The sequence below is a fragment of the Streptomyces solicavernae genome (genome assembly GCF_029968095.1).
Lineage (GTDB): Bacteria > Actinomycetota > Actinomycetes > Streptomycetales > Streptomycetaceae > Streptomyces > Streptomyces solicavernae.
The window spans coordinates 1-24,730 of the sequence record NZ_JASCIR010000037.1; the positions used below are offsets into that span (position 1 = coordinate 1).

General features: G+C 69.6%; 30 protein-coding genes. 13 read left to right on the forward strand and 17 right to left on the reverse strand.

The window, feature by feature from the left end; all coding sequences use genetic code 11:
• The 4 genes from QIS99_RS28035 to QIS99_RS28050 form a co-directional block, all read right to left on the reverse strand.
• Nucleotides 1-180, reverse strand: a 180-nt coding sequence (locus QIS99_RS28035; RefSeq protein WP_282516491.1) for a hypothetical protein, incomplete at its 3' end; no start/stop codon positions are given.
• Nucleotides 181-234: 54 nt separating this feature from the next.
• Nucleotides 235-528, reverse strand: a complete 294-nt coding sequence (locus QIS99_RS28040) for a hypothetical protein (protein WP_282516492.1) — start codon at nucleotides 526-528, stop codon at nucleotides 235-237.
• Between the two features lie 187 nt (nucleotides 529-715).
• Nucleotides 716-1,495, reverse strand: coding sequence for a hypothetical protein (locus tag QIS99_RS28045; protein WP_282516493.1), 780 nt, complete (start codon nucleotides 1,493-1,495; stop codon nucleotides 716-718).
• A 404-nt stretch (nucleotides 1,496-1,899) separates the two neighbouring features.
• Nucleotides 1,900-2,238 carry a hypothetical protein gene (locus QIS99_RS28050; RefSeq protein WP_282516494.1) on the reverse strand — a complete coding sequence of 113 codons (339 nt, stop codon included), beginning with the start codon at nucleotides 2,236-2,238 and terminating at the stop codon, nucleotides 1,900-1,902.
• 175 nt (nucleotides 2,239-2,413) lie between these two features.
• Between QIS99_RS28050 and QIS99_RS28055 the strand changes: the two genes are divergently transcribed.
• On the forward strand, nucleotides 2,414-3,277 hold the full coding sequence (locus tag QIS99_RS28055; RefSeq protein WP_282516495.1) for an ATP-dependent DNA ligase: 864 nt from the start codon (nucleotides 2,414-2,416) through the stop codon (nucleotides 3,275-3,277).
• Nucleotides 3,278-3,734: 457 nt separating this feature from the next.
• Here the strand turns inward: QIS99_RS28055 and QIS99_RS28060 are convergent, their stop codons facing one another.
• Nucleotides 3,735-4,505 carry a hypothetical protein gene (locus QIS99_RS28060; protein WP_282516496.1) on the reverse strand — a complete coding sequence of 257 codons (771 nt, stop codon included), beginning with the start codon at nucleotides 4,503-4,505 and terminating at the stop codon, nucleotides 3,735-3,737.
• 485 nt (nucleotides 4,506-4,990) lie between these two features.
• Here QIS99_RS28060 and QIS99_RS28065 point away from each other — a divergent pair, with 485 nt between their 5' ends.
• Both QIS99_RS28065 and QIS99_RS28070 read left to right on the forward strand, forming a co-directional pair.
• A complete protein-coding gene (locus QIS99_RS28065; RefSeq protein WP_282516497.1) occupies nucleotides 4,991-5,473 on the forward strand; it encodes a ribosome-recycling factor in 483 nt (160 codons plus the stop codon).
• 760 nt (nucleotides 5,474-6,233) lie between these two features.
• Nucleotides 6,234-6,641, forward strand: coding sequence for a lipocalin/fatty-acid binding family protein (locus QIS99_RS28070; protein ID WP_282516498.1), 408 nt, complete (start codon nucleotides 6,234-6,236; stop codon nucleotides 6,639-6,641).
• A 390-nt stretch (nucleotides 6,642-7,031) separates the two neighbouring features.
• Here QIS99_RS28070 and QIS99_RS28075 read toward each other — a convergent pair whose 3' ends face one another.
• The 8 genes from QIS99_RS28075 to QIS99_RS28110 all read right to left on the reverse strand — a co-directional run bounded on the left by QIS99_RS28075 (nucleotide 7,032) and on the right by QIS99_RS28110 (nucleotide 11,429).
• Nucleotides 7,032-7,265: a hypothetical protein gene (locus QIS99_RS28075; RefSeq protein ID WP_282516499.1), complete on the reverse strand. Its 234-nt coding sequence runs from the start codon at nucleotides 7,263-7,265 to the stop codon at nucleotides 7,032-7,034.
• 108 nt (nucleotides 7,266-7,373) lie between these two features.
• Nucleotides 7,374-8,087 (reverse strand): hypothetical protein, encoded by a 714-nt coding sequence (locus QIS99_RS28080; protein ID WP_282516500.1) that lies wholly within the window; start codon nucleotides 8,085-8,087, stop codon nucleotides 7,374-7,376.
• 107 nt (nucleotides 8,088-8,194) lie between these two features.
• Nucleotides 8,195-8,479, reverse strand: coding sequence for a hypothetical protein (locus QIS99_RS28085; RefSeq protein ID WP_282516501.1), 285 nt, complete (start codon nucleotides 8,477-8,479; stop codon nucleotides 8,195-8,197).
• Between the two features lie 215 nt (nucleotides 8,480-8,694).
• Entirely contained in the window at nucleotides 8,695-9,282 is a 588-nt protein-coding gene (locus tag QIS99_RS28090) for a bifunctional DNA primase/polymerase (protein WP_282516502.1), read from the reverse strand.
• Entirely contained in the window at nucleotides 9,279-10,031 is a 753-nt protein-coding gene (locus QIS99_RS28095) for a hypothetical protein (RefSeq protein WP_282516503.1), read from the reverse strand. The genes QIS99_RS28090 and QIS99_RS28095 overlap by 4 nt, the downstream gene beginning before the upstream one ends.
• Before the next feature lie 320 nt (nucleotides 10,032-10,351).
• On the reverse strand, nucleotides 10,352-10,573 hold the full coding sequence (locus QIS99_RS28100) for a helix-turn-helix domain-containing protein (protein ID WP_282516504.1): 222 nt from the start codon (nucleotides 10,571-10,573) through the stop codon (nucleotides 10,352-10,354).
• Nucleotides 10,570-10,887, reverse strand: a complete 318-nt coding sequence (locus tag QIS99_RS28105; RefSeq protein WP_282516505.1) for a RapZ C-terminal domain-containing protein — start codon at nucleotides 10,885-10,887, stop codon at nucleotides 10,570-10,572. Before QIS99_RS28105 ends, QIS99_RS28100 begins: the two co-directional genes overlap by 4 nt.
• 215 nt (nucleotides 10,888-11,102) lie before the next feature.
• Nucleotides 11,103-11,429, reverse strand: a complete 327-nt coding sequence (locus QIS99_RS28110) for a hypothetical protein (protein WP_282516506.1) — start codon at nucleotides 11,427-11,429, stop codon at nucleotides 11,103-11,105.
• Between the two features lie 370 nt (nucleotides 11,430-11,799).
• Here QIS99_RS28110 and QIS99_RS28115 point away from each other — a divergent pair, with 370 nt between their 5' ends.
• A complete protein-coding gene (locus QIS99_RS28115; protein WP_282516507.1) occupies nucleotides 11,800-12,063 on the forward strand; it encodes a hypothetical protein in 264 nt (87 codons plus the stop codon).
• A complete protein-coding gene (locus QIS99_RS28120; RefSeq protein ID WP_282516508.1) occupies nucleotides 12,032-12,559 on the forward strand; it encodes a DUF6879 family protein in 528 nt (175 codons plus the stop codon). The genes QIS99_RS28115 and QIS99_RS28120 overlap by 32 nt, the downstream gene beginning before the upstream one ends.
• Nucleotides 12,560-12,854: 295 nt before the next feature.
• Here QIS99_RS28120 and QIS99_RS28125 read toward each other — a convergent pair whose 3' ends face one another.
• The gene (locus QIS99_RS28125) at nucleotides 12,855-14,162 is read right to left on the reverse strand and encodes a helix-turn-helix transcriptional regulator (RefSeq protein WP_282516509.1); all 1,308 of its coding nucleotides are present in this window, start codon (nucleotides 14,160-14,162) and stop codon (nucleotides 12,855-12,857) included.
• Nucleotides 14,163-14,324: 162 nt separating this feature from the next.
• On the opposite strand from QIS99_RS28125, the gene QIS99_RS28130 reads away from it, so the two are divergent.
• The 5 genes from QIS99_RS28130 (at nucleotide 14,325) to QIS99_RS28150 (ending at nucleotide 18,015) form a co-directional block, all read left to right on the forward strand.
• Nucleotides 14,325-14,453, forward strand: coding sequence for a hypothetical protein (locus QIS99_RS28130; protein WP_282516510.1), 129 nt, complete (start codon nucleotides 14,325-14,327; stop codon nucleotides 14,451-14,453).
• A gap of 97 nt (nucleotides 14,454-14,550) precedes the next feature.
• Nucleotides 14,551-16,047, forward strand: a complete 1,497-nt coding sequence (locus QIS99_RS28135) for an MBL fold metallo-hydrolase (protein WP_282516511.1) — start codon at nucleotides 14,551-14,553, stop codon at nucleotides 16,045-16,047.
• Entirely contained in the window at nucleotides 16,044-16,916 is an 873-nt protein-coding gene (locus QIS99_RS28140) for a hypothetical protein (protein WP_282516512.1), read from the forward strand. Before QIS99_RS28135 ends, QIS99_RS28140 begins: the two co-directional genes overlap by 4 nt.
• A gap of 25 nt (nucleotides 16,917-16,941) precedes the next feature.
• Entirely contained in the window at nucleotides 16,942-17,313 is a 372-nt protein-coding gene (locus tag QIS99_RS28145) for a VOC family protein (RefSeq protein ID WP_282516513.1), read from the forward strand.
• Between the two features lie 21 nt (nucleotides 17,314-17,334).
• A complete protein-coding gene (locus QIS99_RS28150; RefSeq protein ID WP_282516514.1) occupies nucleotides 17,335-18,015 on the forward strand; it encodes a GNAT family N-acetyltransferase in 681 nt (226 codons plus the stop codon).
• A gap of 392 nt (nucleotides 18,016-18,407) precedes the next feature.
• Here QIS99_RS28150 and QIS99_RS28155 read toward each other — a convergent pair whose 3' ends face one another.
• Both QIS99_RS28155 and QIS99_RS28160 read right to left on the reverse strand, forming a co-directional pair.
• Nucleotides 18,408-18,896, reverse strand: a complete 489-nt coding sequence (locus tag QIS99_RS28155) for a hypothetical protein (RefSeq protein ID WP_282516515.1) — start codon at nucleotides 18,894-18,896, stop codon at nucleotides 18,408-18,410.
• 181 nt (nucleotides 18,897-19,077) lie between these two features.
• Entirely contained in the window at nucleotides 19,078-19,410 is a 333-nt protein-coding gene (locus tag QIS99_RS28160; RefSeq protein ID WP_282516516.1) for a hypothetical protein, read from the reverse strand.
• Between the two features lie 76 nt (nucleotides 19,411-19,486).
• On the opposite strand from QIS99_RS28160, the gene QIS99_RS28165 reads away from it, so the two are divergent.
• Nucleotides 19,487-19,738, forward strand: coding sequence for a hypothetical protein (locus tag QIS99_RS28165; RefSeq protein ID WP_282516517.1), 252 nt, complete (start codon nucleotides 19,487-19,489; stop codon nucleotides 19,736-19,738).
• 12 nt (nucleotides 19,739-19,750) lie between these two features.
• Entirely contained in the window at nucleotides 19,751-21,601 is a 1,851-nt protein-coding gene (locus tag QIS99_RS28170) for a zeta toxin family protein (RefSeq protein WP_282516518.1), read from the forward strand.
• Here the strand turns inward: QIS99_RS28170 and QIS99_RS28175 are convergent.
• On the reverse strand, nucleotides 21,565-21,816 hold the full coding sequence (locus QIS99_RS28175) for a hypothetical protein (RefSeq protein WP_282516519.1): 252 nt from the start codon (nucleotides 21,814-21,816) through the stop codon (nucleotides 21,565-21,567). The genes QIS99_RS28170 and QIS99_RS28175 overlap by 37 nt on opposite strands.
• Nucleotides 21,817-21,991: 175 nt before the next feature.
• Between QIS99_RS28175 and QIS99_RS28180 the strand changes: the two genes are divergently transcribed.
• The gene (locus tag QIS99_RS28180) at nucleotides 21,992-24,655 is read left to right on the forward strand and encodes an ATP/GTP-binding protein (RefSeq protein WP_282516520.1); all 2,664 of its coding nucleotides are present in this window, start codon (nucleotides 21,992-21,994) and stop codon (nucleotides 24,653-24,655) included.
• Nucleotides 24,656-24,730 lie beyond the last annotated feature (75 nt).

Genomic DNA, 24,730 nt, shown 5'->3' on the forward strand with positions numbered 1-24,730 from the left:
TCGGGCGAAATCCGCGGCGTCAGCGATCTGTTGGAAGTAGACTTGTACCCGCACGCCCAGGACGAGGTCGCCGAGCACCAGGACCACCGCTCGGGCGGCCGCCGTCGCCATGGTCCTCGGCTTCGTACGACGCGCCAGGCCCGCGCCGGGCAGGGCGCGGGCCTGTCGTCGTGTACGCACGTCTCGTATGTGTCGCACTCGTGCGAGGGGTGCGGCGGGCGGTGCCGCGAGGGGTTATGTCTGGTCGGGGTCGAGGCCCTGCGCGCGGAGGAGCGCGGCCAGGAGGCGCTTCACGTCGCCCAGCTCTCCCTTCACGTCGCTGAGCTCGCCCTCGATCGAGTCGAGGCGCTGTGTGATGGTGCGTTCTCCCGGCGCGCCGATTGCGTCGCCGAGGGAGTCGATGTTGGAGAACGCGGTGCGCTGCTGGGTCTCGATCTCGCCGAGCTTGGTGCTGTGCTCGGCGAGCGTGCGGCCCGTGCGGAATGCCTGCGCTTCGAGGTCTCGCAGCCGTGCGTCTGTCGTCTCCATCGCCATGGGCTCATTCTCCCAGAGTCGGTGTGCCGCCTGATTGTGCGGCGGAGCAGGGGGCCGGGCCCGCGACGCGGGCGGGTTGTGTGCTGCCTGGGTGCGGGCGCACCGATTCCCCGTCGTCGGGGGATCGGGCGCGACCAGGACGAGGGCGCCGAGCCTCGGGGAGGCGCGGTCCCAAGGCAGGTCAGGTGGTCTTTTTCGGCGGGCGTCCGGGACGTCCGGGCTGGGTGTCGATGTGGTGCAGCAGGGTGGCGAGGTGCCAGACCGGCTCGCTGCCCACGTGGTCGTCGGGGGCCGGGGCCTGTCCGCGGGCGACGTAGCCACTCCAGGTTTTCGGTTGCACGCCGGTGATGGCCGCCGCGCCGCGTGTGGGCACGCTGCTGATCCGCCGTTGCACGTTCTCTGTCGACGCCCCCAGCTGGAGAGCGATGTGGTCCGCGGCCATGCCGTGCCGGTAGAGGTGTGCGATGTAGCGCCACATCACGATGCCGGATCGGTGTCGGGCCTCCTGCAGCTCCTTCTCCTTCTCCTCCACCCGGGCCACCAGCGCGAGATCGTCCGGGGAGTGCTGGCCGTCCCGGACTCGTCGGTAGAAGGTGTCCCGGAGCTGGGAGTCCTTCCCGATCAGGTGCTGAGGGTCCCCGATCCGGGCGACCTCGTCCAGCAGAGGGCGCAGGTAGCGCTGTCCGTGGGCGGCGATGACGCTCAGCCGGAGCCGCTGGATGGCGTCCTGCCCCTTCGGGGTGTCTGGGCCGTCCGTCTCGACCTTCGTCCGGTCGACCTCGTCGCCGTCCAGGTACGCCCGGACGTCGATGCCGTGACGGATGCGTGAGGGGTTACCGGAGCCGGACCACTCGGCCGCGCGCCACACGACGGTGGTCCCCGTCTCGTAGCCGAACCCGTGGGCGTGGAACTCGACAGCGTCCAGTGGGAGGAAGTCGCTCAACTGAGGGAGAGTTTCCATGACACCCATAATTACAGTCGGCGACTGTAATTTCAAGAGCTGTCCCGCCCCCACGTGGCCGTCAGGAGTCCTGCTCCTGCAAGCAGCGCCCCTCCGGCGTGCCCCGTGCACCGTGCGGCTCGCGGTGCACGGGCAGCACGCCGGGTGTCGGCGAGCACCAGGACCAGGCCGAGGACGCCGTCGGGCGCGCGGCCGGCCTTCCGGGCGGGGGCGTCGGTGGCAGGGGCGCGGCCTACGATCGGGGGCGTGTCCGACCCGCCTCCTGTGCTGCTGACCTTGCCCGACAGGGGCGAGAAGCGGAGCCCCCGTCCTCCACCCGCAGGCGGAATCCGCATGCCGTATGACCCAACGTGACCGTTGTCGAGGACCAGGCGGCCCGAACGCGCCCCACGGCGCGGACGAACTCAACCTCGATCAGGCGCTGACTGTCCTGGAGGGCTCGGGCGCGTGGGCGTGCACGGAGTGCGGCGCTGCTGCCGCTGCTCGGCACGAGCGGCGATGAGCACCTCAGCGCGCGTCGAGCATGAGTCCCGGTCCTCGTCCACCCAGTGCTTGAAGCTTGTACGGGCGTAGCCGTCACGGGACTCCGCCGCCAGCGGCAGCGCGTCGATGGCCTCGGCCAGGCGGAGCGTCTGCTGCTGAGGGGCTTCAGGCGTGGGCGCGGCCTGAGCGGCGGTCGTGGTGAGTGTGGCGGGCGCCAGCAGCGCGGCGGCGAGCAGGGCGCGCCAGGTCGAATTGATCATGGACGTAAGTCGTAGTGCCCCACCGGCTCGCCGTGTGGCATATTCGCGGGCTCACCACTCGACCAGCAGCACACAGCACCCCTGCCAGGCCAACGGCTTCGACTCCGGGCGCTGGCTGCCTCTGCCTGGAGTAACACGCAACGCTCACCGCACAGCCGCGGCGGAGGATGACCAGGTGGAGCGCCCCGTCGAAGTCGCCCTTGCTCGCGCCGTCACCAAGCTGCCGATCGGTGAGGGCTGGTGGTACGAGCCGAAGTTCGACGGGCACCGCATCGTGCTGTTCCGTGAACCGGACGCGGTGGCACTGCAGTCCCGCACGGGCAGGGACGTCACCAACGCCTGGCCCGACCTCGCGGCCGCCGGCCTCGACCTGCCGGTGGGAACCGTGGTCGACGGCGAGGCCGTCATCTGGAACGAAGGAGTCCTCGACTTCGCCGCCGTGCAGGCCCGCGCCGCCTCCGCCGCCGCCCGCGCACGACTGCTGTCCCACCGGCTGCCCGCGTCGTACGCCATCTGGGATCTGCTCGCCCACCCCGAGCTCGGTGACATCCGCGCACGTCCGTACGTCGAGCGGCGCGCGCTGCTCCTGGACGTCCTCGCCGACGTCGGGCCTCCGCTGCAGGCGGTGCCGGCCACCAACGACCCCGAGATCGCGCTGCGGTGGTACCAGGCACTCCAGACACAGAACATCGAGGGCGTCGTGGCGAAGCGGGCAGACGGCGCGTACCGGAGCGGCAGGTCGTGGCACAAGATCAGACACTCAGAGACAGTTGATTCCGAGGCCGTCGGCTACACCGGAAACGCCACCCACCCCCGCACCGTGGTCGTCCGGCTACCCGACGGACGCACCGCCCAGTCCCAGACTCTCACCGCACCACTGAGCAGACGCCTCGCCCAGCACATCGCCGCCTCCGGGCCCGGCCGACGCGCCAGAACTGACGACGGCGAGCGATACACCACAACCGGCGGCGGACTCATCTTGGAAGCGCTGGCCGGGACCACACGGCACGCCGTGGTGACCATCGTCCGCGCCCGCTGAGGATCAGAGCCGGGCGCCCCGACGCCCGGCTTCCCTGCCTGGCCGCCGCTCGTCGCCCCTGAGCTATCCGGCCCAGGAGACGGCGAGGACGTACAGGTGCGCACCGGGGCGGTTGACGGTGTAGACGACGGTGAGCGGGCCGACTTCGGCGCGGCGTACGTCCTCGCCTTCGGGGTCGGTTTCTGCAGCTGTTCGGCGAGGCTGGGGGCCGGGCTGGTGCGGAGGAGTTCGACGGGGCGCGGGTTGCCGGGGTCGTTGACCCAGGTGCGGACGGTGTCGAGGGAGGCGTCGTCGAGCGCGGCGGCCATGAAGTAGGCGGTCAGCATCCGGTGCGCGATTTGCTCCCAGTAGTCCCACTTTTCGGAGTCAGACCGGACGGGCCACAGGACGAATGCTGCCTCTTCCTGGGCTCGGCGCACATCAGTGCAGGCGCCGAGGTCGAGGGTCTGATACGTCATCAGTTCGCGGCCAGTCCCAGCGTTTCGGCAGCCAGCGCCTTCCGGCGCGCGTGGGCCTGGTCGAGTTTGTTGTGCAGTCGGTCGGCCTCGGCCGCGACGTCTAGGTCGAGCGGGGCAAGCGGCGGGTGGCCGGCGGCGAGGATGCGCTCGCGGTAGACCCGCAGCATCTCCGTGTCCAAGTCGCCATCGAATCCGGCCCACTCCACGGCGGGGGCGGCCTCCCTGGCCCAGGCGGTGATGGCGGCGTGAGCCTCGTCGACGGCGACGATGTAGGCGTGGTGGGCGGCCAGCCAGTTCGCCGCAGTGCTCAGTGCCTCCCACCGGGTCTCGACCAGGTGCAGGGTCCGGTCGCGCTCTCGGCGGGCGCGCTCCTCGGCGGCGAGGCGCGTACGCAGGCCGTTGTAGCGACCGACCGCCGTGAAGATCGGCTGGGACCACCCGATGGCCGTCTTGATGGCGTTCGGGTCCTCGGGGTGCTCGTCGGCGTAGCGCTCGACGACGTCCTGGACGTTCTCGAAGCTCTCGCCGTCGATGCCGTCGATGACAACAGGTGTGGTCATGTCGCTGGACTCCTTCGGTCGGTGGTCGGGGTCGATGCCCCTCGATCGCAGATCTGCGTAGACGGTCGGCCGGCTGATGCGGGCGGCCTCGGCGAGCGCGGAGACGTTCGTCTCGCCCGCCTGCCACGCGGCGGCGAGCAGGTCGGCCCGGCGTCCGGGCCTCGACCACTCCCGCAGTGCGGCCGTCGCTTCATCTCGTGTCGTGCTCACACAACGACGATCCTGTAAAGCAGCTTTACATGGCAAGTAGCTTTACAGCCCTCGGCCGGAAAACATCACCGAATGTCCGGATCGCCACTGTGGAAGGGGGACAGCGTTCGTGCGGCGACCGGGCCGAGAACGAAGTGCAGGCGGTATCAGGTCGGCGTGCCGCTGTGGCAACGGTCCGAAAACAGGATGAATTGCATCGGATGCAACACTCCGCAGGCCCTCTACAGCGCAGGCTCATACGTGATGCTCTGCCTTGGTCAGCCGGCCGCGACCTCGCTCATGGTCGCCGCCTCGGCCTCGTCGGCCGACAGGCTCCGGCTAGGGGCCGCTCGCGGTGCCGTGGCTGGTGCAACGAGCGTCGCCCACGCGAAGGGAAAGGACTCGAATCACTCATCCGACGGAACCTCGGGCGGTTCCGGTTCAGCGGAGCGGGAGGTGGGCAGCGAACGCCGCAACTGCCCATTGATCAAAAAGGAGACGCATCCATGTCCGAAGGGGACCTCACCGAGCAGCTGGAGAAGATCGTCACGGACCTCAACCGTGATCTGGCCCGGATCTTCACGGGCAGGGCGAACCCGCGTGCGCTGGATTCCGTCATGGTGCATCACTACGGTGTCTCAACTCCCGTGAGCCGTGCGGCGAGCATCACCGCTCCCGAGCCCCGCGTGATGGCGATCAAGCCGTGGGACTCCGGTAGCCAGAACCAGATCGAGCAGGTGCTGCGGGAGGCCGACCTGGGGATGGCAGTCCGCGTGGTCGACGGCGTAGTACGGCTTGAGGCTCCGGCGCTGACTGAACAGGGGCGGGCGGACGCGGTGGAGAAGATCCGCGCGCGAGGCGCTGCGGCCACGGAGGCCGTAGACAACGCCCTGCAAGCCGGTGAGCAGCAAGGCCAGAGGGCGGCGACGTACCACCATCGGATCGATGAGGAAGTCGCGGCCAAGGAAAGGGAAGTCAACACGGTGTGAGCGGGGCGGGGCCGGCCTCGGCCCCGTCCTCGCGGTGCACCACCAGCTCCTCGCCCGCTGCCAGCAACTCGACGGCGCCCAGGGTGTCCCTGCGGTCCCGGCACTGCGCAAGGCCCGCCGTGCGTACGGGAGCCGGGGCAGCGCCCTCACAGGCCGCGCTGACCCTGGTGGCCCGGGATGCCTGTACGGTGGCGCGCGCCGTGTCCTACAGACGGGCCGGCGGCGTGAAGGAGTAAATGCCCGTCTCCGAAGTCGCTGAACCGTCGGCGGGAGAGGATCCCAGCGCCGCGTGGACCACGACAACCGGGCCGGGTTCGGCGTAGCTGTTCCACCAGACCGGAATCTTGCCCTCGCACTCGGGCACCAGGTGGTGTTCGACGGAGCGGACCGACAGCTGCAGGGAGCCTGGCAGCGGGCGTGCCGTCGCGCGGTCGACGACGCGCGGCGACGCGGCCGTGAGGCATGTACCCGATCTGCGGAACAGCCGCGGCCCGGTAGTCCTCGGTCCGTTCCAGAGCCCTGAGATTGCCGGCCCTGAAGGTGAAGGCTGAACGGTGCCACGATCTCCGGCGCCGATGTTCTCGACCTGGGGGCGGATCACGAGCCCGACCGGATCGTAACGCAGGGCACATGCATGAATACTTTTGGTAACCTTCTTTGGTTGAGGCTCGAGCGGTTGTGGGTCTACCGGGCAGGACGTTGTCCCATGTCCCACGGGGCCGATCGAGCGACGTGATGCAGCAACCAGGATGGGGACGCAATGGCCGACTACACCGGTTCGTTCGAGCTTGACTCTCAGCAGAACTACGACAACTTCCTCACGGAACTCGGCGTTGGCCCCATTAATCGCAGGCTCATGCAGTCGACGAAGCCCGTCATCGAGTTCACCGTCGACGAGGCAGGTCAGTGGGTGATCACGAACCGGGACAGCCTGAGGACACGCCAGTCCCTCCTCAAGCTGGGCGAGGAGTTCACGGAGACGCGAGTCGATGAGTTGAAGGTGACGTCTCTGATCACCCGTGAGGGAGACGAACTGACCCACATCCAGACCCCTCTGAACGGCGGCAATGTCGTGAAGAAGGTCTACGACCTCAAGGATGACGACACCCTGACCATCACCGCGTCAGTCGGGAATGTCACCTCGGTCCTCGTCTTCAAACGGGTCTGATACCGCGAAGCGATCCGCACCGCTGCCGCCGACCTGCCCGACCACGCTGCCAACGAGGACGAGTCCCGCCCCGGAGGTGCCGGTCACCCTCGACGTGCCGGGCAAGATCACCAACTGCCTCCGCGCCCCCTGGCCAAACCCGCTGGCGCCCCGCACTCGGCCAGGGGGGTGGCCGCACGGCGCGACCAGGGCGACACCCTGCGCCTGATCGCCGTCCCCGCCGAACACCGGCCACAGCAGCGTGTGGCTCTCGGTCACCTGAGGAAGCACCGAATAGCACAGGGCTGGAACACTGCCTCTTCACCAGTAAGACCGTGAAACGGCCCGAGATCATCACCGAACGAGACCCACTCAGACCGTAAAGAACAAGCTCGGGGTTGTGGCGCGTGCTCACCGTTTGGCAAGTCCCAGAGTCAGGAGCACGATGAAGGCGCCTATGCCAAGGGCTGCGACAACGACGTCAGTGGGGAAGTGGGATAGCAGCACCCCGCCGGCGGCGTAGACCACAGCGAGGAGCAGACCCAACCCGACGAAGACTGAGATCGGGCTGGAGCCCCGGTCGTCCTGCGGGTAGCGGGCCTTGAGGGTCTCCCGGAATCGGGTGATCAGCGGTACTTGCTGCATGTGTCGGTCCTCCGGAGCGTGAGGGGGAATGGATGAGGGGCACGTGGCCGTGTGGCGGTCGGCAACGGAGGGTGGATTGTGGGGACTTCGTCGCCCGCCGGTGTGTTGCTACGTGCCGCGGCGTACCTCGAGACGTCCAGCGTCGTCTGCGGCGAGCTGGCGGATGTCCGCGACCTCGCCCGTCTGGGTGTCATGCAGCTGTAGTCGTGAAGCGCTCAATGCCCGTCCTGCATCGGTGAGATGGCGCAGACGCTCCTCCTCCGGTTCGTCCTCCCACATGCTTCCCAGCATCACGGTCCGGTCCAGCCCTCTGCTCACGTAGAGCGGGACATCCGCCTCCAGGAGCGGGCGCAGGGCCTGTGACGCGTCGTGCTGCAGCAGTTCGGCGGCGAGCATCTTGAGCGTCGTAGGCCTGCTCTGCGCGTTGCGGGCCCGATCGGCAATCACGTTCGCGCTGACGCCCTGCTCCGTGCTGTCAGTGAGCATCGCCTCCGCGAGGCGCTCTTTGGCCCGGCTGACCGCCAGGGCGGCCGGCGTCGTGTAGTCCCGGCCTCCGCCCTTCAACGGCAGCGGCCAATCGGCTTCGACACACAAGTCCTGAAGGTCGATCCGTGCATCGCGCTCCGACGGCGGTTCCAACCGTGGAGACAGCGGCCCGGAACCTGCCTCCAGGGTGTTGGTGTACCACCTTTCCACCAGCTGTCCGCGCGTCATGCTCCAGGCGGCAACCGGACCCAGGTTGTTGATCACATCGTCGACCGTCAGCCAGGTCAGCCCCTGCTCGTGCAGCAGCTTCAGCAGCCGCTCGAACTCCCGGACCACACGCCGCGGAAACCTGACGACCGGACCAGGCTCTTCAACGCCACGCACAGACACACTCCCTTCCCCGCCGAACACCCCTTCACCATGCCAGTCAAAAACTAGACCAGTCAAGATATTGACCACCACCGTGGCGGCTCGGACCCGAGGCCGACGCGGACTCGGACGGCGTCCGCGCTGCGGCCCATGCCGGCCGTGCGGCTCATGCGGTTGCTGCACGCGAGGCAGAGCCGCCCCGCCCTGATCCAGCCGTGCACGTGGCAGTGGTCGAAGTGCAGGAGCACCGCGACCGGGGCCCGCGTGAAGCCGTCGGCGGCGTACCGCTCTTCGCCGTCGGTGTCCACGAGTTGCTGCAGCGCGGCGTGGATCGCCTCGTGGGCTTCGCGCTGGCTCATGTCGTACAGGTCGGCTGGTCCGGCCGTGAAGGCCATAACCATCTGACTTGGCCTTCACGGCGTACATTGAAGATCCGGCCCGACGACATGAGCGCAGGCTGCGGAAGTCGTTTCGCTCGCGCGGTGGCGCGCCGCCCGCGGTACTGGCCGAGCGCGCCGAGCTGGTCGCCGTACTGCGGCCGAGGCACGAGCGGGGCGGGCGCGCCTGCGCCTCGCTACGTCCTGCTGGGGCAGCTCAACTTGCTGTCCCTGCCCGCCCGTTGGCGGCCCGCTCGCAGTGGCCTGGTGAGGCGGTCTGTGATCCAATCGGGAAGCGGCCGGATCGGCTCGTCGCGGACGATCACGTACGGGACGCCGTTCACGATGCTGCCGGGGCCGATCAGGTAGCCGCCGCTGTGACGTCCGGGGGCGCGGACGTCGATTCCGGGGCCGAGGCCGGAACGTCCGCCCGAGGTGCTGGGGACGATCCGGCCGGTGGGGGCGCGGAAGTACAAGTGCCGGCCCCCGGACGGGGTGGCCACGGTCAGCGTGTCCGGCCACGGCTCGCCGAGGCGCGCCGCGAGGGCGGCGAGCACGGCCAGGCCGTCGGTGTCGTCGTCCTGGTCGAGGTCGAGGCCGACCAGGTTCGAGGCGCGGCAGGCGACGCCGATGTTGTCGCCGTCGCGCCACCGTTGGCGCACCTGGTCGGGGGTGGCGAGGCAGTGGGCCTGCCACCGCCCGGCGGGCAGACGACCGCCGGGCGGGAGCGGGAACACGACGAGGCCTCGGGCCGTGAGGCCTGCGGCCTCGTCGGTGGTGGTCATGCCGGGACGGCCTCGCACTCCTGGCCGTCGTCCTCGAACCCCTCGTAGCAGGTGCACTCCTCGTACGGGCTGCCCGATCCGGCGCCGCAGTCCTCGCAGTGCACGTTGCTGTTGAGGTGGTCGTAGTAGTCGGTTTCCAGGTCGGTTTCGTACTCCTCGATGTCATCCGGGTCGAGGAAGTTCGGGTGCCGTACGCCGTCGTAGACGATGGTGGAGGTCTGCCCGTTCTCGCGTGCCTGGGTCTCTCCCCACGGCAGGTCCGGCAGGCCAACCTCCATGCCGAACTCGTCGCCGCAGGCGGCGCAGGCGTAGACGTCGAACCAGTGGGTGACGACCCACAGACTGCCGGGGTGACGGTCGACGTGGACGAGCCGCCCGCCGCACGCGCTGTCGTCATCGCAGGGCTCGCCGTGGCGGCATCCGGTGCCCGAGCAGCGGCACGGCCGGGCCGGGTCGTCCACGGTCCGCCACACCGCCTCGGCGCGGGCGCGCTGCACCGGGGACGCATCGGCGGGCAGCGCGCGCACGCCGAGTTCCTCGGGCACGATGCCCTCCGCGGCCTCCGCCTCGGTCGGCTGCAACACGTAAGCCACCGCCGGGGCGGCCGGGGCCGGCTCGGTGGTCGTGTCCTGCGGGGCGGTGTCCACGGCGTTCTGCTCGCGTACGCGGTCGAGAGCCGCGTGGTAGCTGATGCCTTCGGCCCGCTGGAGTTCGCGGGCGCGCTGCTGCTCGGTGGTACGTCGGGTCACGGTCGGTGCCTCCTGACCGGTTGGCTCGGGCCCCCACGCAGCCCCCCGGAAAGGGCAAAAAACGAGCACGGCCGTGCCGTGCGCCTTGATCCCGTAGAACCTTCCCCCGGTGTGCCCGCGCTGCGTGGGTGCGCGTACGGCTCGGGGTGGGCGGTCGGAACGCCACTGGAGACGACGGTAACGGACAGCGCTGACATCCGCGGTGCGCCTCGGCGGAGTCACGCGCGAGCGCCCGCAGCCAACTCCACTGGCTGCGGGCGCTCTTGCTGGTCGGGCTCCTTGTCAGTCGACGGTGGCGGCATGTTCGCGTATGCCGGGGGTCAGTCGGCGTCGAGCACGCCAGGACGGATGAGGCCGGTCTCATAGCCACGCGCGACGGCGTGCGCGAGGGTCCGCGCCCCGAGCCTGCACCGCACGCGGTACAACAGCAGCCCCGCAGTCTCCGGGCACACGCCGAGCGCCGTCGCGATCTCCGTATGGCGCAGCCCGCGCGCGAGCAGCCGCAGCGCCGTCAGCTCGTGCTCGGTGAACAGGGGCGTCACAGGATCGGCCGGTTGATGTGGCGGTGCTCGGTCTCGACTCCGATGCCGGCGACTCGGAGCCGGTCGGCGATGTCCTCGGCGACGGCGACCGAACGGTGGCGGCCTCCGCCGCACACCACGTGCAGGTCGACGCGGCGGCCGTCCGTCACCTGGTCCAGGAGGGCGAGGGCGCGGCGGGTGCTGCGCTCGATCAGTCGGGCGGCGCCGGGCGAGCTGCGTACGTAGGCGCGCACCTCGGGGTCGAGGCCGGTGGAGTGGAGCATGCGGGCGCGGACGGCGGGGTCTTTCGGCGGGTTGCGGAGTGACGAACTCAACGTTGACCAGGCGCTGACCGAGCTGGAACGACCGGGGCGCAACAAGGGCCGTCAACGCGAGGCCGAAGCCACCGTCGATACGGCACTCGGATACCTGGGAGACAACCCCGTCCACTTCGACGTTGATCAGGCCGACCACGTACCCCGGACATGCCGAAGGGCCCGTTCCAAAATTTTAGAATGGGCCCTTCGGCATGCACGTCGGCCGAGGTGCGTCAGGATCTCCGCTGCTGCTCGGTCCCCTTCAGCCACTCCACATGCCACCGGTACGACTTCAGGCACACATACGCGAGGCGAAGCCGCCGAATCAAGGTCACCGCAGCGACTGCGTTCAGCACGAGGATCACGGCGAACAGGCACCGCGCCCCCGGGGAGGGCGACGACACGCCAGCCCATACACAGATCACCGCAGCAGTGGCAGTGACGGTTAGCAGGAACGCCGCCCGCCTGCCCTGCCGCTGCTCATCGAGCAGCAGGCAACACATCCATTCCAACTCACCAGCGGTTCGGGCGCCGCCTCCGACCTTTCCTTCGCCGGGCATGGGCCCTCCCCCCTCGATCCGGCATCAGCTCTTGCATTGTGGCGCTCCCGGAAGATCAGAAACAGTGTCTCCGTCGACGTCGTGCACTCCTAAAAGTTGCCATTGTGGAGTGCCTGCCCCGGGCTACCCCTATGCGACATACGCATGCCGTATGGCCTGGGGCCATACCCCGACACACCCGTCACCGACCGGGCGCAGCCCGGCCGCGCGGCGTGATGCATAGGGTCAAGGCTGGTCATCTATCGGGGAGTTGATGCGCGTGACACGCACGGTTTGTGCAGCCATTTTGGTGACCTGTCGGTCCTGACGGGCTGGTCCTGCGGGGTGACGGTGGTGCACACAACTGCACCTTCAGCGAGGGGAGTTCGCTGTGGCATTACGGTTCTTCGGGATCGACCCCCACACCGGGGACAAGCAGAGTCCGACGGTGTGGGTGGACGAGGACAACCTGGAGCTCGTGTTCCAGGGGTGGGAGCCGGGCGAGGAACTGGCAGCAGAGTGCGCGGCGTTCGAGGTGCTGGGCCACGCCAAGGGAATTCCGGAGGGCGAGGCCGTGGTCAGGATCCCCGCCCGGATGATCGACATGGTGAGGGAGGCGTGCAATGCCCTCGAAGGGCGCTCCGACGTTCGATGAGCTGATGGCCCGGTGCCGGACGGCGGTGCACCTGGAGATGCGCGACAGCTACGCCGTCGACTACGAGGAAGGACCCTTCGCCCACTGGCGTGCCGGGTTCCGGCACGATGTGGCCGACCGGACCTCGTGGTGGCGGCCGTGGCTCGACCTCATCCAGACCAATGTGCAGCGCGGCGCGGTCATCCGCCGGGCCCGCATCGTGTCCGAGCCGGTCAGCGAGTACACGCGGTTCCTGCACGACGGCACGTTCACGAACGTCGCCGCGGGCGAGCAGGTCCGCTGGCTGCCGCGCGGGCGGGCCTCCGCGATCGCCCTGCCCGCCAACGACTTCTGGCTGTTCGACAACGCATGGGTGCACTGGAACCACTTCGCCGGCGACGGCTCATGGACCGGCGAGGAGATCACCGACGAACCCGCAGCCGCGAAACTCTGCACCGAAGCGTTCGAGGCGGCATGGGAGCACGGCACCCCGCACGGCCAGTACGAGATCCACTGAACAACCCTGGTAGGCCAGCCCATGCCCAAGTCCCCCTCATCGAACTTCTTGAGATCGAGGTCGAGGCCACCGAAGCACGCAAACTCGCTGCCCGTCTCCGGTTCGCCTGCCTCTCGGCCCGCAGCATCGAGTCGATTAGAGGCGCGAACTCGTCGATCACCCTGGGCACCAGCTTGCCGGCCCGAAGCAGCAGAACGGGTCCCGCGAATACGACAGGACCATGTGGAACGAATAGACCTTGCCGATGCCCATGTGAGCGAGACCCTAGTGTCCTGAGTCGGGAACCTCGCCTGCCTCAGGCCGCCCGCACTCTGTCCAGGAGGTCATCCACCGCGTCGACGCCGGCGTACTTCTTGAACTCGGGGGCGAGGTCGCGTACGAGTGCGACGCAACGGGGTGCCCCGATCTTCTCGGCCAGGGTGAGCGATTGCGTGGCGGCGGCTGCGGCCTGATCGGCCTCGCCGACCTTGAGGAAGCTGCCGGCTTCATAGCTGAGGAATACCGATCGGGTCTTGCTGCGGGCAGCGGGCAACAGAGCTGCGCCTTCGCCGATCAGTTGGTGGGCGTGTTCGAGCTCGCCGAGATCGGCGAGGCACTGGCCGGAGTCCACCAGGAGGTCGGCACCGGACATCCAGCTGCACCAGGCCGGGGGTTCGTCAGCGGTGCGGGCGAGTTCGCGCTCGGCGGTGGAAAGAGACGTGCGGCAAGCGCGCGCTGCGCCGAGTGCGGCCTGGGAGCGGGCGAGGCGGAGGTGGAGGAGGGCGCGTGCTGTGGGGTGGCGAATGCGGGCGACGGCGCTTTCGAGGATCTCTGCTGCGGTTTTCGGCTCCGTCAGCCAGGTGGCTTGGTAGGCGAGGTCCGACATGATGCCTGCGCCGAGGTCGCGGTCGCCGGAGGTGTGGGCGCTGTGCAGGGCGGCGTGCCAGTAGCGTCCTGCGGCGCCGTGCTCGCCCTGGTCGAAGCGATGCCAGGCGACTGTCTGGGCCAGGTGCGCGGCGAGGGTGTGCAGTCGCTGCCCCACGGGCTGGCTGTAGTTGGCGCCGTCGATCAGGTCCGTGATGGTCGTGAGGTGTGCGTCGAGCAGGGTGCGGGTGTGCTGGCGCTGCTCGGTGACCAGGCTGGTGAGCCGGTGTCCCGTGGCCTCCAGGAGGTCGACGAGCTCGGTGTCGATCGTCTTGCCGTCCAAGGCGGCGGACAGGGCCTGTGGTTCGTTCGTGGCCCACTGGTGGGCGAGGCCGACGAGTGAGGCGGAGCTGTAGGTCAGGAACGTGCGGCGGTCCATGGTGCGCAGGGCCTCTCGAAGGGCGGGGACGGTGCTGTCGGGCCCGAGCGGTATCGCGTGGTCGCGGCCGGGGAGCCAGTAGGGCCAACCGAGTTCGGTAATCAGGCTCTGGTCGACCTCGAACGCGTCGGCGAGGAGTATCTGGGAGTCCTCGTCGGGGGTGGCCCGGTCGTTCTCCCAGGTCCAGATCCGCTGCCGGTCCACCCCGGAGCGGAGCCCGCGCTGTTCGGCGACCCGTCGTACTTGACGGGCGAGTTCGGGCTGCGTCCATCCACGCTCGCGTCGGGCGTGGGCCAGCGGGTGACGGATCAGGTCGTCCACGGAGCAATCCCATCATCTGGGGTGAGCGCCAGCGTACTGCTCGTAGGGCGGCACTACAGCGGCACTACACCCAACTCCTGTTCAGTGTCGAATGGTTGAGCTGTACTCGCAGACGTTCCCTCGCTGACCGGGCGAGGCTGAGACCGCGAGAGGAGGGCCGAGATGACCAAGGAGAAGAAGGCCGAGACACCGAAGGTGACCGCCGAAGCGGTGCGGGCGCTGCAGCGCCGGGTGAACGCGTTCGCTGCGACCGGCATCACCAGCCACGCGCCGACCACGTACCACCGGTGACGCGCACCTGCTGGTGAGCAGACCGCGGCCGGGGGCGCTGGACTCGCCCCCGGCCGCTCTCCGTCCGTACGTTCACGACCTGCAAGAGGAGACTGACATGGCTGCTCCCGCCGGACTGGAGCTGACGTTCCTCGGGCACCAGACGTGGCACATCACCGATGGCCTGTCCACCGTACTGCTCGACCCGATCCTCGCTGAAGCCTTCGGGGCCGGGGCTCTGGAGTTCCCGATCTGGCCGCCGCGGACCGTCGACGTGGACAGGATGCCCCTGCCGGACGCGGTGGTCCTCAGCCACGAGCACCTGGACCACTTCCACCTGCCCTCGCTCAACCTGCTGCCGAAGCACATCCCGCTCTACACCGGCATGACCACGCCGGCCGCGGTCACCGACGCCATCGAGGTCCTCGGATTCACCGTGCACCGCGTCGACCACACCACCCCGCTGACCGTCGGCGACATCGAGATCACCCTCTACCCGGCCGGCGCCCGCACGCTCTTCTGGGAACAGCGCGTCGCCCAGCCTCTCATCCGCCGCGCCGGCACGAGCGGCAGCGACGTGTTCATCGGCGTCGACGCCGACGTCTCCGACCTCTACATCGAGCAGGTCACCGACGGAGCGCTGCCGCCCCCGCGGCTCGCGATCGTGTCCAACAACGCCCAGACCGTGCCGTACGGCGCGCTCGGCGCCGACGCCAACCTCCTGCCCGGCATGGACGGCCCGCGCCACCGCAAGACCGGCCTTGAGATCCTGCACGGCCTGCTGATCGACTACCTCAGGCCCCTCGACGGCGTCCGCGACGTCGCCCTGTGCGGCAACGGCTTCACCGCGCCGCGCAGCCCCCACGGCCCGTTCCTCTACGCCGACCACGCGGCACTCGCGCAAGCGGCCAACGCCCTGCAGCACCTCTTCCACGTCCACGGGCCCCGGCCCGGCGAGCGTCTCACCGTCCCCCACGACGGCGGCGACATCACCACGTCGGGCGCCGAGTGGGTGCACCTCGACACCCAGGCGGAAGCTGCCGCACTCGCCGTTCAGCGCGCCTTCCTCGACACCCCCGACGAAGCCGGGCCCACCCCGATCACGGACCCGCTGACCGAGGAACGCTGGTTGCCCGCACAGGCGTTGCTCGCGCAGGAACTGCCGATCCTGGCACGCGCCTTGATCGCCACACGCATGGGCGCGCTCGCCTCCGGCATCCACGACTACCTCAGCGGCCCCCTCGGCTCACAGCGCGCCGTTTTTCGCCTGCTCGACCCGCCCGGCGCCCAAGGCCACACCGAGTCCTACGCCTGGAACATCACCGGCCCCGCCTTCGAACGGGTGGAGTCCACCGGCCGCGAAGAAGCCATGGCCGCCTACCCGTTCGGCGCCGAGATCTTCTACCAGGACCTCATCGCCGTACTCGAAGGCCGCGCCCAGATCTGGGACGTAGTCGGCGGCTCGTACCAGGGCTGGCACATCGGCGAGCCCCTCGACTCCCCGGTCTACGCCCTCTTCGCCGTCTACGGCGAACACCAGCGCCCCGACCTCGCCGCCCGCTGCTACGAGCACAGCCTCACCGCGCTCGGCTACACCCAGAGTGCGAGCGCGTGAGCATCACCGTGGCCGGGCCACTCGCCGGCGCCGCGCGCGTGCGGCCCGACGGGTGGCTCGCCACTCCCCTGACCACCGTCCCCGAGCGCGCAGCTGCCCAGGCCCGCTCCCTGATCCACCGCTACCACCCCGCCGCACCCGGGCCGGTGCGCTGCCTGACCGCCCGCTACCGGAGCGCGACGTTCACCCTCGGCACCCCGCCCCGCCACCTCCTCAAGCGCCATGGCGACGAAGCGGCCTACCTCGGCGAGGTCCTGGCCTACCAACTCATCGACGGCGAACGCGTTCTGCCCGAACTGCACAGCGCCAGCGACACCAGCCGCACCCTGGTCGTCGACTTCCTGAACGAACAGGCCGATATCGATTGCGAAGACGGCTTCGACGAGCTGATCGCCACCGTCGCGGCCGTCCACACCGCTTCCGCCCGATGGCCCCAGCACATCAGTGCCTCCATACGCACCTGGCAGCTCGGCGAGACTGCCAACGCGTCGGCCCCGCAATGGATTCGGCAGCCCACCGCTTGGCGTGAGCTTCTAGGTCTGACCACCGGGGCACACGGTCCCGAGCACGTCCCCCTCGGCCATCTGGACCTCAAGGCCGACCACTGCCGCCGCCGGCCCGACGGCCGCCTCGCCCTGATCGACGCCGAGACCCTGCGCCCGGACATCACCGGCATCCCCGACCTCGTCGCCCTCGCCCACCTCGGCCAGACGGAAGGCCGCGCCCTGTCCCCGCGCTGGGTGCGCCAGACATACCGTCGTCACACCAACCACCTCGGTGCTCAGTGGAGCGATGCCAACCTCGTGGGCGCCCTGCGCGCATTCGCCGAGGCCACCGGCCTCACCTCATTGCACGGCACCGACCAATAGCCACCGACAGCACTTGGAGGACCGCTTGTTCACCGGCATCCGCACCATCATGATCTTCGCCGAGGACCCCGAGAAGACAGCCCGCTGGTGGGGCAACGTCCTCGACACGGCGGTCCACACGGACGTCAACAAGGACAACGGCGACGTCTACGCCTGGCTCGACATCGCCGGCGGCATCGAGTTCGGCTTCCACCCTCTTGACGAGAAGCGGAACAAGCGCGGCGCCAGCCCGGTGCCCTACTGGCAAGTCACCGACGTCGAAGCCGCACGACAACGACTCCTTGACGCCGGATGCACCCATCACCGTGGCCCCCACGACGTCGGCGACGGCACCGGCCGCAAGATTGCCCAGCTCACCGATCCGTTCGGCAACGTGATCGGCATCGACGGATTCTGACATCCCCCTTCGGAGGCCCCGATGCGCCACTGGCCGCTCACTCAGCTCACCCTCACCACACCTGACCTGCTCCTGCGCGTCCCCAACGACGAACAGCTCGACGAGCTCGCGCAGGTAGCCGCCGACGGCGTCGTCCCGCCCGGCACCGTCTACTTCCCACAGCCCTGGGCCTCCGGCAGCCCCGATGAGGTAGCCCGCAACGTCCTGCAGAACCACTGGTGGGCCCGCGGCGACTGGCGCGAGGACAACTGGCGCCTCCTCCTCGCAGTCCTCCTCTTGCCGGACGGGCAGGTGATCGGCCAACAGAACCTCTCCGCCCGCAGCTTCAGCGTCACCCGCGAAGCACGTACCGGCTTCTGGCTCGGCCGACGCTTCCAGGGCCGCGGCTACGGAACCCAGATGCGCGCTGCCGCACTCCACCTCGCCTTCGACAACCTCGGAGCCGAGCGAGTCGTCTCCACCGCCTTCGCGGACAACCACGCATCCCTGCGGGTCTCCGAGAAGTTCGGCTACGAACCCAACGGCATACGACGCCTCGCCCTCGAGGGTCGCCTCGTAAAAGCTCACGACGGTGCCATTACCGCCGCAGGATGGCGCTCACGGCCCCAACAGAGCACCCAGATCAACGGGTTCACCGAGTGCCGACACATGTTCGGCCTGCCCGCAGCGGCAGAACCCGTGGACGTTGTGTCGCACCTTTGACTCGCAGCCACCAGCAGGCCCCTCTTGGTCCCGGGCGCGCCGTACATCCTCGTCTTCCGAGTCGGTCGGGTCCACAGCAGCCATCCCCAGGGAGAGCCCGAGGCCAGGTCAAGTGCGCCCCGGGTCACCTCCCGTAAGTGGTCAGAGAGTTCGCCACGCACCATCACGCTTCTTCTCCGGTCGAGGAAATCCCCGTCGAACTGACCGCCCGTCAAGACCCTGGGTTCGAACTGACGGGGCATCGGCCCAACAGCGCAAGGGCGGCAGCGGTTCGCCCGCGCCTTGATGTTCGATTTTCTCGCCAAGGTGCGGCATGCCGAGGCACGTCTCGCTCTTCCGGCGCAGCGAATTTTGAGCGGTTCTTGTCGAACGTTGCGCGACTGTGCCGCTGCTTATCGGTCTCCCTCGGCCAGCACTTCTTTGGCGGCGACCGCGAAGGCTTCGCAGGCATGCTCCGCTGCCTCGCCTCGGGCGAGCATGTCCGCCTTGTCCGCAGCGAAGAAGATCTCCCGAGTCTTCACCTGTATCGCAGCAGCCTGCTCGGCAAGCTGCTGCGCCTCCGGGCCAATGGCAACAAGGCGGAGCCGGAATACGCTGCTTCGGACCTCGACATACAGCCGGTACGACTCTGCCCGGGCTGTGAAGGTCGCCTCGGAGTCGGGTGTTGCGTGCTGGCTTGTCCACCGGTCGTACTGCGCCCGCCGATAGTCCTCCGCCAGGGCAATGAAGCTGGTACACGCATCAAGAAGACGCTGGTAGCTTCGCTCACGGTCAGCATGGGCCGCGGACCGGGCTGCGATCTTCTCCTGATAGCGGTGCGCGACGACAGCGCCCAGCAGCGTTCCGATGACGGCAATAGCGGCCGCAATGATCCCCGACACAACGACCAGCCCATCATCGGCAGCACGCGACGGACAGAGCGCGAATCGGCCACTACCCGTGCCGCTAGCTCAGGCTTCACGAGCGCGGGCGACGGCAGCCGCCGTCGACTCCCCGGGTCCAGACGCCCCAACCTCGACGAACAGGACCCCCTTGGGCAGTCCGCGCAGCAGCTCGCTCACGTCACCGGTCACCACGGCCTCCGTCGTTGCCGTTGTGGCGGGTCGGGAGTGCGAGGGCCGACTCGGTGGTGATGCACCCGGCCTGCTCGAAGAAGGCCAAGCGGTCGAGGGAGTTGCCGTCGGCGTCGACCGTCATCAGCCATTCGTCGAAGAGGTCGTCGCCCAGGCGCGCCTGGAACTCGTCCATGATCCAGCCGCGGACCAGGGCGACTTCCTGAGTACCGCCCCGTCCCTCGGTGGCCATCCACGCCATACACAAGGCAGCCTCGCTGTTGAGGCCGGTGGCCATCCGTCGCACTCGGGTCTCGGCCTGCTCACGTGACTCGACATGCATGCGCCCCCTCCCGGTGGCTTGCCACCAGAGTGTCAGGGTGCTTGCATGGTGGCAAGCCACCGGGCAGGATTGGCGAATGACCACAGGAGACGAACGCCGCAGACAGCACCGCCACCGCCACAAGCAACGCGTCCTACGCGGCATCGACGACGAGCTGGTGGCGGACTTCGACGCCGCCACTCACCGCGCGGGCAGCGACCGCAGCAACATCACCCGCCAGCTCTGGGAGTGGTACGTCCGCCGGGACGGCGCCGAACTCCCCCAAAGACCGGACACCCCGCCACCACCCGCCGCCGGCGGCGACCGTCAAGAGCAAACCGAGAAGTAAGGGACAAACAGGATGACCGACCGCACGGGGCAGCAGGACGTGCTGAGCCAGACAGCAAGTCGTGACGTCCTCGACCGGCTGATCCTGCCGACCTGGACCCGGCACGCCGTCCCACAGCAGCAGCCCGTGGTCGTGTTCGTGGTCGGACAGCCAGGGGCGGGCAAGACCCAGCTGGTCGGCATCCTGCAGCACGTCCTCGACCGTCGTGGCGGTGCCGTGCTCGTCGGCGTCGACCTCTACAAGGCCGTGCACGAGCGGTACGAGACCCACGTCGAGAACGACGTGCGCACCGCGGGCGCCAAGGTGCGCCCGGACACTCGGCGTTGGCATGCCCTGGTCGAGGAGCATGTGCGGGAACGCCGATACGACGCGCTCGTCGAAAGCGCGCTCGCAGACCCGCATGCGTTCCGCACGGCGGCCGCGGCGTACCGGCGGGCGGGGTACCGGATCGAGGTCGTGGCCCTGGCCGTGCCCGAGGCGGTCAGCCAACTCGGCGTGCTGCGAAGGTTCCTGGACGGCGCCGAGGCCGGCGGCGGGAGGTACGTGTCCTGGGAGAACCACGACAACTGCGCGAAGCAGCTGCCGCTCGGCCTGAAGGTCATCGAGGACGAGCGCCTCGCCGACCGCGTGACGGTCGTACGGCGCGACCTGCAGGTGCTTTACACCAACAACCTCACCGACGGCACCTGGCAGCACCGGGCCCGCGCGGCCTCGGTGCTGCTGGGTGAGAGGTCCCGGCCCTGGGGCCCGGCCGAGACGGCGGTCTTCCGGGAGCATCTGGCTGATGCGGACCGGCGGGTGCATGCCGGGCTCGTGCCGGAGGACAAGAGCCTGGCCGTGAGGCGCGACGCCGAGCGTGTCGCGGCGCTCGCCGAACCGGTCCGGCGCATCGCCCAGCCGCGGGCCGAGGCGCCGGGCGTCGACTACCACCGGCTCTCCCACGACGAGCACACCTGGATTTTCGACGAGCTGATCGTGCCGTCGTTCCTCGGGCGGATCACCGCACAGGAGCGGCCGGTTGTCGTGTTCGTGAAGGCGCAGCCCGGGGCGGGCAAGACCCGTGCGGCCCAGATGGTGCGCAGGACCTTGCGCGGTCGTCCGACGTGGGTCACCGGCGACTTCTTCAAGGCGAACCACCCGGACTACCGGCGGTCGCTGCGGGAGAATCCGCGGACCGCGAGTTCGAAGATCCGGGCGGACTACCGGGCCTGGCAGACCCAGGCCGAGGCGTACGTACGCGCGCGGCGCGGGGACGTGCTGATCGAGATGGCGCCCGGCAGCGTGGAGCAGTTCCTGGACAGCGCGCGCCCGTTCCACGAGGCCGGGTACCGGGTGGAGCTGGTGGTCCTGGCGGTGCGCAGTGCGGACAGCCGGCAGGGGACCGCGGCCCGCTACGCGGCCGTCGCCGGGGACGAGCGGCTGCCGGCCCGGTTCACCACCGCCGCCGGGCATGACCGCAGCTTCGCCGTACTTCCCGAGGCCGTACGGGCGGCGGAGACGAGCGGGCTGGTTGGCTCGGTGGCGGTGGTGCGCCGGGACGGCAGCGCCGTGTACCGCAACGAGCGCCTCGACGACGGCGGTTGGGTACGCCCTACGGGCGCGATGGGGGCGCTGCTGGCGGAGCAGGAGCGGCCCTACACCGAGCAGGAGGCGTCGCGGTTCCTGGCCGTGCACCGCCACCTGCTCGCGGCTCTGCCGCAGTACCGGGCCGAGGTGCGGCAGATCCTGTGGCTGGCCCGTCCGCTCATGCCCGCAGGCTTCCAGCCCGGGACGCTTGCGGGGCCGGTGGCTGTCGCGGCGCTGCCGATGCGCCGGGCTGAGGCGGGCTACTCGGCGCCGAGTTCCTTCAGGCGGGCCGCGTAGCGGGCCGCGACCTGCTCGGCTTCCTCGCCGCCGTCGCCCTCCTGGAGCTCGCTGCGGTCGGCGAGCGCCTGGCCGTACTCGGCCTTCAGCTGCTCCAGCCGGTCTGCGTCGCCGCTCGCGCGGGCTTCGCGCATCTGCTCGGACAGCTGGGCGATCACGCCCTCCACCTGCTGGAGTGCCTCGGCGGTAGCGGGATCTGCGGAATCGTCGTACACGGGGAAACCGTCCTTGAAGTGGGGTGATTCGGACGGGCCATTGTCCCTGGGCCGCTCCCGGCCGCCGCGAGCGGCTGGAACTGCGCGGCTGGGACGGGCCGTGGCGGGGACGCCTCCCGTACGGCAGGGGCGCGGGCCTAGGCTGTGCGGAAAATGATCACTTCGGGGGTGGGGCATGGCCGATCTGCGGGCGTTGTTCAGCGTGAACGACCGGGCGCTCACGTCGACGGAGGCGTTCACGAACCGGCAGGCACAGTGGGAGAGCGTCACCACGGCACTGGCCGACCACCTGCGGCGTATCGCCGAACCTGGCTTCACGGTCGAGGACTTCGAGGCCGCGCGGAACAACGTCGTGGTGTTCTACGGGATCGGCGGCATCGGCAAGACGACCCTGTCACGCAAGCTCGAAGCCTCGCTCACCGACCCCGCGCAGCGGCCGTCCCAGTGGGGTGAGCCGTCCTGGGAAGGGCAGCGGCTCGTGCCGGTACGGATCGACCTGTCCCGCTCGGCCGGACTCGACTTCGAGCAGGTCGCCCTGACCATCCGGCTCGCGCTCGCCGCCCACCTCAACCGGCCGCTGCCCGCCTTCGACCTGGCGCTGCGCCGCTACTGGGAGCACAACCACCCCGGCGAGCCGCTGGAGCAGTATCTGCAGCGTGCCGGGCTCGGCTCGAAGTTCGGGCAGGCCCTGCCCCAGCAGATGCAGAACGCCCTGTCCGATGTCGCGCAGGCGCTGTTGATGCCCGGCACGGTTGGATCGGTCATCGGGCAGGTCACCGGATCGCTGGTGACCGCGCTGCGGGAGCGTCGCCAGACCGTCCGGGCCCTGGCCGGGTGCGCGCTGTTGGCCGACCTCCTGGAGGCCGAACCCACCCTCGACGCCCTGTCGTACTACCCGTACCTGCTCGCGTGGGAGCTCGCCCAACTGCCCGCCGAACAGCGGGTCGTGCCGGTCATCCTCCTCGACACGTTCGAAGACACCGGCGACCGCACGCACCGCGATCTGGAGCGGCTGCTGCAGCGGATCGTGTGGCTGATGCCGAACGCCCTGTTCGTGGTCACCGGACGCGGCCGGCTGCAGTGGGCCGACGAGCAGCTGCAGGGCCAACTCGACTACACCGGCCCGCTCGCCTGGCCCGGCCTGGTGGCCCGTGACGTGCCCCGGGCCCGCATGCCGGAGCAGCCGGGAGACGGTGAACGGCAGGTCCTCATCGGCGACTTCGCGCCGGAGGACTGCGACGACTACCTCGCCCGCCGGCTCACCAGCAACGGCCGACCTCTGATCAGCGATGTAGTGCGGCAGACCATCACGGCACGCTCGCACGGACTGCCGCTCTACCTCGACCTGTCGGTGATGCGGTTCCTCGAACTCCGCCGCAGCGGCCGCACCCTCGAACCCGGCGACTTCGACACCGACTTCCCCGCCCTGATCGCCCGCACTTTGCAGGACCTCACCCCCGACGAGCGGCACGTAGTGCGCGCCGCTGCCCTGCTCGACGCGTTCGACGTCCCCCTCGCCGCCCGCACCGCCGGCCTCGCCCAGGAAGCGGCCGCGCTGCGGCTCATCGAGCGGCCCTTCGTCCGCGAGCAGCCGTTCAGCACCTGGCCGTACTCCCTGCACGCCGTGATCCGCTCCACCATCCGCACCGCGGACGACCGCACCGACGACGCCTGGACACCACGGGACTGGCAACAGGCCGCCGAACGCGCCCACACCGCGCTCGGCACCCAATGGCGCGCCGGAGCCGCCCGCGACCGCAAGCTCCTCGTGGCGTGCCTGCGCCAAGGCCTCGCCCTCGCCGCCGAATTCGGATTCGACCTCGACTGGCTCGAAGACGCGAGCTGGCAGTACATCGGCGACTCCGTATGGGAACCCCTCCCCCACCCCCGCCCCGCCGACGCCCAGGGCGGGCTGGGCAGTGCCACCGACGCGCTCATCGAAACGCTCAGCGCGCTCGCACGGCGCCAGCACGAGCACCGTGGCCGTACCGTCGACCGGCTCACCAGCGTCATCGACTCCGCCCTGCTGCCCGACGAGCTCCACGACCTCGCCCTGTACTACCGGGCGAAGGCGCTGCGCGACATCGGCCGCAGTACGGACTCACGCCACGGCTACCAGCAGGTCGTCGACGGCGGCGGCCGCCTCGCCCAGAACGCCCGCCGCGGCCTCGCCCAGGCCGCCCGCCTCGCCGGCGACTTCCCCACCGCCTACGACGCCGCACAGCACCTGGGCTGGGAAGGACGCCACCAACGCGTCCTCGGCGACGTCCTCTGGCTCCAGGGCGAACCCGAGCGCGCCGCCGACGCCTACCTCGCCGGCCGCACCGAAGCCGAGCAACACGCCAAGGCGGGCGAAGCCGCCCACTGCCAAGCCCTGCGCGCACTCGCCGTCGCCTTCACCAACCCCGAGCAGGCCGACGACGAACTCGACCTCGCCCAGCAACTCCTCGCCCCGCTCTCGCTGCGCGCCACCGGCATCAACGCCGCCATCGCCGCCCTCGTACGCGACGCCGGCAACCCCACGGTCGAAGACCGCGTCCGCACCCTGCGCACCGAACTCGACATCGCCGGCCTCACCTCGATGACACCCACTCTCGAGCTCGCCCTGGCCTTCCACCAGGCCGTCCACGACGACCAGCAGGCCCTGGCGGCCACAATCGCCCGGCTCCGCGAGCTCACCCAGGGCGGCGACTTCGCGTACTACATCGACATCGTCCACTTCATGGCAGGCCTCCCCCTGCCCGACGGCCACACGGAGCCGCAGTGGCTCGTCAGCGCCACCGCCACCCGCGACCGCTGGCGTTCTGTCGTCAACGCCCGCCGGGCACAACAAAGCTGAGCTCGGGACGGTGCTCTCGGCCCGATTCCCCTGCTGCGCCCGACCGTTGTCAGTGCCGCACCTGAGAATCGCCTA

What these genes read in the sequence shown, in the direction of transcription:
- QIS99_RS28090 (WP_282516502.1), bottom strand. Translation starts at nt 9,282, where the DNA reads ATGACCACCACCGACGAGGCCGCAGGCCTCACGGCCCGAGGCCTCGTC.
- QIS99_RS28135 (WP_282516511.1), top strand. Translation starts at nt 14,551, where the DNA reads ATGGCTGCTCCCGCCGGACTGGAGCTGACGTTCCTCGGGCACCAGACG.
- QIS99_RS28150 (WP_282516514.1), top strand. Translation starts at nt 17,335, where the DNA reads ATGCGCCACTGGCCGCTCACTCAGCTCACCCTCACCACACCTGACCTG.
- QIS99_RS28065 (WP_282516497.1), top strand. Translation starts at nt 4,991, where the DNA reads ATGTCCGAAGGGGACCTCACCGAGCAGCTGGAGAAGATCGTCACGGAC.
- QIS99_RS28160 (WP_282516516.1), bottom strand. Translation starts at nt 19,410, where the DNA reads ATGCATGTCGAGTCACGTGAGCAGGCCGAGACCCGAGTGCGACGGATG.
- QIS99_RS28110 (WP_282516506.1), bottom strand. Translation starts at nt 11,429, where the DNA reads ATGCCCGGCGAAGGAAAGGTCGGAGGCGGCGCCCGAACCGCTGGTGAG.
- QIS99_RS28085 (WP_282516501.1), bottom strand. Translation starts at nt 8,479, where the DNA reads ATGAGCCAGCGCGAAGCCCACGAGGCGATCCACGCCGCGCTGCAGCAA.
- QIS99_RS28180 (WP_282516520.1), top strand. Translation starts at nt 21,992, where the DNA reads ATGGCCGATCTGCGGGCGTTGTTCAGCGTGAACGACCGGGCGCTCACG.
- QIS99_RS28075 (WP_282516499.1), bottom strand. Translation starts at nt 7,265, where the DNA reads ATGCAGCAAGTACCGCTGATCACCCGATTCCGGGAGACCCTCAAGGCC.
- QIS99_RS28070 (WP_282516498.1), top strand. Translation starts at nt 6,234, where the DNA reads ATGGCCGACTACACCGGTTCGTTCGAGCTTGACTCTCAGCAGAACTAC.
- QIS99_RS28165 (WP_282516517.1), top strand. Translation starts at nt 19,487, where the DNA reads ATGACCACAGGAGACGAACGCCGCAGACAGCACCGCCACCGCCACAAG.
- QIS99_RS28170 (WP_282516518.1), top strand. Translation starts at nt 19,751, where the DNA reads ATGACCGACCGCACGGGGCAGCAGGACGTGCTGAGCCAGACAGCAAGT.
- QIS99_RS28045 (WP_282516493.1), bottom strand. Translation starts at nt 1,495, where the DNA reads ATGGAAACTCTCCCTCAGTTGAGCGACTTCCTCCCACTGGACGCTGTC.
- QIS99_RS28130 (WP_282516510.1), top strand. Translation starts at nt 14,325, where the DNA reads ATGACCAAGGAGAAGAAGGCCGAGACACCGAAGGTGACCGCCGAAGCG.
- QIS99_RS28040 (WP_282516492.1), bottom strand. Translation starts at nt 528, where the DNA reads ATGGAGACGACAGACGCACGGCTGCGAGACCTCGAAGCGCAGGCATTC.
- QIS99_RS28120 (WP_282516508.1), top strand. Translation starts at nt 12,032, where the DNA reads ATGCCCTCGAAGGGCGCTCCGACGTTCGATGAGCTGATGGCCCGGTGC.
- QIS99_RS28050 (WP_282516494.1), bottom strand. Translation starts at nt 2,238, where the DNA reads ATGATCAATTCGACCTGGCGCGCCCTGCTCGCCGCCGCGCTGCTGGCG.